Here is a 5,197-nt window from a genome sequence, read left to right on the forward strand (position 1 = left end):
AATGGCGGGCCTCTCCGCGTTCTTTCGGGGACTCTATGCCGAAAGGATCATTTCCCGGCCGGTGAGCCTCTCCCTCTTCCGGGATCCCGGATTCCAAGGCGCCGCAGGCCACGGAAGGCCTATCGCGTCAGCGTGCCGTAGATCCTGAGCAGCTTGGCCGGCAGTTCCCGGACATCCGAGATGACATTGTGGTGAAAGCTGCCGTAGAGGTCGTCCAGCCGCTCGTCGCCAAGGATATTGACGGTGATGGCCCGGGCATGGACGCCTTTGGCCCGGGCTTCGGCAATGGCCTTCCGGGTGTCGGCAATGGCGTATTCCCGCTTGTAGCCCGTATCGTTGGGGAAACCGTCCCCCAGAATGATGAGCAGCCGAACCCTGGCCGCCGTCGCCGCCAGCTGGGCCGTCGCGTGGCGGACGGCCGCGCCCGTTCGGGTGCTGCGCTGGGGGGTCACGGCGCTGATCCGCCCTCGAACGGCATCGTCCACCGGCGCGTCGAAATCCTTGATCCGGTAGTAGTCGACCCCCAGGCGCCCGGTCCCGGAAAATCCCGCCACCGCGAAATTGTCCCCCACCACCGTCAGGGCCTCCGCAAAGAGCACGACGGCCTCCTTTTCCAGGTCAAGCACCGTGGCGGCGGATTCGAAAACCCGATTGGCGGTGGAACGGGACAGGTCCACCAGCAGCAGCACCGCCACGTCCCGCTGTTGCTTGACGCGCTTGATATAGAGCCGGTCCGAGGGAAGAATCCCCGCCTTTCGTTCGACGGCGAAGTCGATGAGCGCCCGGTAGTCGAAATCGTCCCCTTCGGTCCAACGGCGCAGCAGGACGAGGCCCTCGGGCCTGAGCAGTTCAAAGGCCCTGCGGATGTTCCGGACCAGGCCGCGGCGGGACCGGAGGACCTCCTGGTAGACATCGTCGGCAGCCGCACCGAGGGGTCGTTCCAGCACCCGGACGTGATCATGGAGATAATCCCCCAGCTGATGATCCCATTCCCGGTACCAGTAGACCGGATAGGGCACATCCTCCGCCGGTCCTGCCGCCGTGCCCGTTTCGCCCAGAACCGCCGCGAGCACCTCGGCCGGAAGCCCGGCGTTCAACGGATCGGGCGGTAAACCCTTCCCCGCATCGGGGGAGAGGGTCATTTCCCGGAGGTCTTGCGAAGAAAGGACGCCCTGCTGCATCACGAGGCGCTTCAACAGGTCCTGTCGATAGACCTTGACGCCTTTTGCCCTCAGCAGGGTCTGGATGCGCCGGGCCGTACGATGGTGATCGATGTGGGCCGAAAAATGGAGATCCGATCGGAACCGACGGCCGAAGGGCGGTGACAGGGGGCTGGGGTGCCCGTCCCCGGCGATCAGGCGCCGGACCAGGGGGTAGCTCTCGAAAACCAGAGCCCCGACGGCGTTCACGTCGCTTTCCGGGGTGATACGGCCTTCAAAACACCGCTCCACCGCTTCGAGGGACCGACGAAACCCGGGGTCGCGGATATCGAGCGTCTCCCCCATCCCTATCCGCCGGTAGAGCCAGGAGAGAAGCTCCCGGGGCCGCTCCTCGGGGGGTGCGATACCGGCGGCCCGAACCAGAAAGGGAAAAGCCCTTTTCACCACCCCGGGATATACCCGGCCAAGGATCACCCGCAGACGACCCTGTTCGAAAACGGTAAAGAGGTCTCGGGCCAGTGCCGGTTCCGGGAAGATTCCGAAAAACCGCTCGAGATCCGGCTCGAGATCCGGCTCGAGATCCGATCGATGCGCGGCGTCCGGCTCCGGCAGCGACACGTGCAGCCCCTCCAGGGTCCGCTCCAGATCGAAGTCATAGGTGCCGAATTCGTAAACCGCCGATTCGAGGCGCACGAGACACGTGTACATCTCCCGATTCTCGTCACGGGAGGGAAACCGACCGATCTCGTCGGCGAGATAGATGCACCGGCCGTCGGAAAGGACCAACGGCGGCGTGGAAGCCCCCTCGAGGGCGCCGGCAGCCGTCGCCGACATGGGCCGGAGGGCGATCCTCAGCCCGGTTCGGGCCTTGAGATACCGATTGAGCCGCCCCCGAATTTCGGGAAGGGCCACGGTGACCAGAAGCTCCCGATAGGCATCGATGCCCTGCCGGGAGGCGAGGGAGAGGAAACGGAGGCCCTCATCCGCGTTGCGGCCGAAGGCCTCGAGACCCGCGGTGACGAATCGGCGCAGGCCGTCCTCCGAAAGCCGGCAGAGCTTTTCCGAAAGGGCGGTCATGAAGGGACGTACGAGGCGGACGTCCGTGCGCGCCACCCGCCGAAGCTGGGAGATCTGCGCGTTCCGTTTCGCCTCGGGGAGGGCGGCCGTCGTTTCGGGCACGGCCCTGGCGAGGTGGAGGCATTCATTATAGGGGAGGTCCCGGGAAAAAATCTCCAGCAGCAGCCCCAGAAAGGCGGCGGCGGCGCCAAGTTGCCCCTCCTCCAGGAGGGTCGCGAGGTAGTCGAAGGGTTTTTTGAGGGTGTACTCCCCCTTTTTCCGCATGACCCCGACCGCCCGGGAGAAGCGATCGATCAAATCGTCGTCGCCGTGCCTCAGGACCGGCACCCAGTAACGGGCGAGCATCCGGCCGAGATTGACGCCCTTTTCCCCGACATACCGGATCATCCCGCGATATGCGGCGATGCGGTCTGCGGAGACCTCACCCAGAAGCCGGGCGTAGCCTTCGGCCGTCAGATACCCCAGCTCGATGTCCCTGACCATGGCCCAGAGGGTCTCTTCCTCCAGCAGGTCGAGATCGTCCCTGGAAACGCGGGAGCGCTTGGGAGAAAGAATGGCCGCCACCTTCGCGCTCAGTTCGGGATCCACCACGGCAAGACGCTCGCTCAGAAGCGCCGTGCCGTCGTCACCGCCCGTGGAAGGGACGTCAGAAGAGGTCATCGATCAGATCCCCCAGTGTCTCCTGGAGACGCTCGTCATCCGTGAGGGGCAGACAGACGGCCGACCGGCATGCCTCCCGGACGGGCACATGCAGGCGGATCAGCCTTGCCGCGTAGATGAGCAGGCGGGTCCCGGCGCCTTCGGTGAGACCGTGTTCCCGGATATTCCGAATCTTTCCGGCAAGGGTCACCAGCTTCGCGGCGGTCTCCCGGTCGATTTCCCCCTCCCGGGAAACGATCTCGGTCTCCAGGTCGGGGGCGGGATAGTCGAAATCCATGGCGATGAAGCGTTGTCGAGTGCTTTGCTTCAGGTCCTTGAGGACCGACTGATAGCCCGGGTTGTAGGAGATGACGAGAACGAAATCGGGGTGGGCGATCAGAACCTCTCCTGTTTTATCGATGGCCAGGGTCCGCCGGTTGTCGGTGAGGGGATGGATGACCACCGTGGTATCCTTCCGGGCCTCGACGACCTCGTCCAGGTAGCAGATGGCGCCCATCCGGACGGCCCGGGTCAGGGGGCCGTCCTCCCAGACGGTTTCATCGCGCTTCAGGAGATACCGTCCGATGAGATCGGAAGCAAAGAGGTCTTCATGGCAGGCAACGGTCACCAGCGGACGATCCAGCCGATAGGCCATGTGCTCCACGAAACGAGTCTTCCCACACCCGGTGGGGCCTTTCAGCATCACCGGCAGCCGTGCCGCGTAGGCCGCCTCGAAGACGGCGACCTCGTCTCCCGTCTCCAGATAGTAGGGGGCCTGTCTGATCCGGTAGCACTCCCTCATCGCCGCCATGGTACCATCCGTCATTCCGTCGTCCTCCAATTGATCTTGCGTTGCATCGGCAAACATGTCTATATCCATCACGCCCGGCGCGGACATCCGCTTCGGGCGCGCCGGGCGGAATGTCCGGCCCGTTTCATACGACAAATTAAGGAATTATAGCATAATGGAAACAAACCACAACCCGAATGTCCACCGCTGCCGGGCGGGCGGGAAGGAGATCATCCTGGTGGGAACGGCCCATGTCTCCAGGGAGAGCGCCGAGCTCGTCCGAAGGACCATCGAGGCTGAAAAACCCGACACGGTCTGTGTGGAGCTCTGCGCATCCCGATACCAGGCCATCCGGCAGCAGGACCAGTGGCGGGAGATGGATATCGTCAAGGTCGTTCGGGAAAAGAAGGCCTTTCTGCTCCTTTCGAACCTCATGCTGGCGGCCTTCCAGAAACGCATCGCCCAGAAACTCGACGTCGTCCCCGGACAGGAGATGCTGACGGCCATGGAGACGGCGGATGCCGTGGGAGCCCGGATTCACCTGGCTGACCGGGACATCCGGGTGACCCTGTCGCGGACCTGGCGGATCATGGGATTCCGGGACAGGATGAAGCTCCTCTTTCAGCTCATTCTCTCCATGGGGGATCTGGGGGAGATCAGCGAGGCGGACGTGGAGCGCATGAAGGAGCAGGACATCCTGGAAAGCCTCCTGGATGACGTCGGCAGATCCCTCCCGGTTCTCAAAAGCATCCTCATCGACGAGCGGGACCAGTATCTGACCCACCGCATCCGGACCGCACCCGGATCGAAGATCGTCGCGGTGGTGGGGGCCGGTCACGTGCCCGGCATCCTCGCCGGTTGGGAGAAGGAGATCGACATCGCGGCCCTGGAGGAGATCCCGCCCAAGGGCCGTCTTTCGGGGGCACTCAAGTGGCTTCTGCCCCTCCTCATCGCGGCGATCTTTCTCGTCGGGTTTTTCGGAGGCGGCGCCGAGGCGGGGGCCCGGATGGCCTTCTCGTGGGTGGTGGCCAACGGCGTCTTCGCGGGGCTCGGCGCTGCCGCGGCCCTGGCCCATCCGGCGACCGTCGTCTCGGCCGTCGCAGCCGCGCCCCTGACCTCCCTCAACCCCATGGTGGCGGCGGGGTGGGTCTCGGGTCTGGTGGAGGCTTTGGTGAAAAAGCCCCGGGTCATGGACTTCGAGGATCTGCCCAAAGACATCCTCTCCGTCCGGGGCTTCTGGCGCAACAAGGTGACCCGCGTGCTCCTCGTGGTGGTCTTCACCAACCTGGGCAGCACCGTCGGAACCTTCGTGGCCATCCCCCTCATGGTCAACGTCCTGGGATAGCTGTTCGAGCCCCGGCAAGGCAGAGCGAGGAAGGCGTATGCGGTTATACGTCGACGAGCGATAACGCAGGCGGGGGTGCGCTCCCGAATCTCCGAAACACCGTCGGCGACGGGAGCGCGCCCCCGGCAAGGCAGAGCGAGGAAGGCGTATGCGGTTATACGTCGACGAGCGATAACGCAAGATCGG

Annotated in this window: 3 protein-coding genes; 1 reads left to right on the forward strand and 2 read right to left on the reverse strand. The window is 64.5% G+C overall.

What is annotated here, in order from left to right:
* Window positions 1–119 precede the first annotated feature (119 nt).
* Window positions 120–2,897, reverse strand: coding sequence for a nitric oxide reductase activation protein NorD (locus tag AB7S84_RS16370; RefSeq protein WP_428155790.1), 2,778 nt, complete (start codon window positions 2,895–2,897; stop codon window positions 120–122).
* On the reverse strand, window positions 2,884–3,702 hold the full coding sequence (locus AB7S84_RS16375) for a CbbQ/NirQ/NorQ/GpvN family protein (protein ID WP_020877766.1): 819 nt from the start codon (window positions 3,700–3,702) through the stop codon (window positions 2,884–2,886). Before AB7S84_RS16375 ends, AB7S84_RS16370 begins: the two co-directional genes overlap by 14 nt.
* A gap of 139 nt (window positions 3,703–3,841) precedes the next feature.
* Here AB7S84_RS16375 and AB7S84_RS16380 point away from each other — a divergent pair, with 139 nt between their 5' ends.
* Window positions 3,842–5,011 (forward strand): TraB/GumN family protein, encoded by a 1,170-nt coding sequence (locus AB7S84_RS16380; RefSeq protein ID WP_020877767.1) that lies wholly within the window; start codon window positions 3,842–3,844, stop codon window positions 5,009–5,011.
* Window positions 5,012–5,197 lie beyond the last annotated feature (186 nt).

The organism is Desulfococcus sp., assembly GCF_050178255.1.
In the GTDB taxonomy this organism is placed as follows: Bacteria; Desulfobacterota; Desulfobacteria; order Desulfobacterales; family Desulfococcaceae; genus Desulfococcus; species Desulfococcus multivorans.

What these genes read in the sequence shown, in the direction of transcription:
- AB7S84_RS16370 (WP_428155790.1), bottom strand. Translation starts at nt 2,897, where the DNA reads ATGACCTCTTCTGACGTCCCTTCCACGGGCGGTGACGACGGCACGGCG.
- AB7S84_RS16375 (WP_020877766.1), bottom strand. Translation starts at nt 3,702, where the DNA reads ATGACGGATGGTACCATGGCGGCGATGAGGGAGTGCTACCGGATCAGA.
- AB7S84_RS16380 (WP_020877767.1), top strand. Translation starts at nt 3,842, where the DNA reads ATGGAAACAAACCACAACCCGAATGTCCACCGCTGCCGGGCGGGCGGG.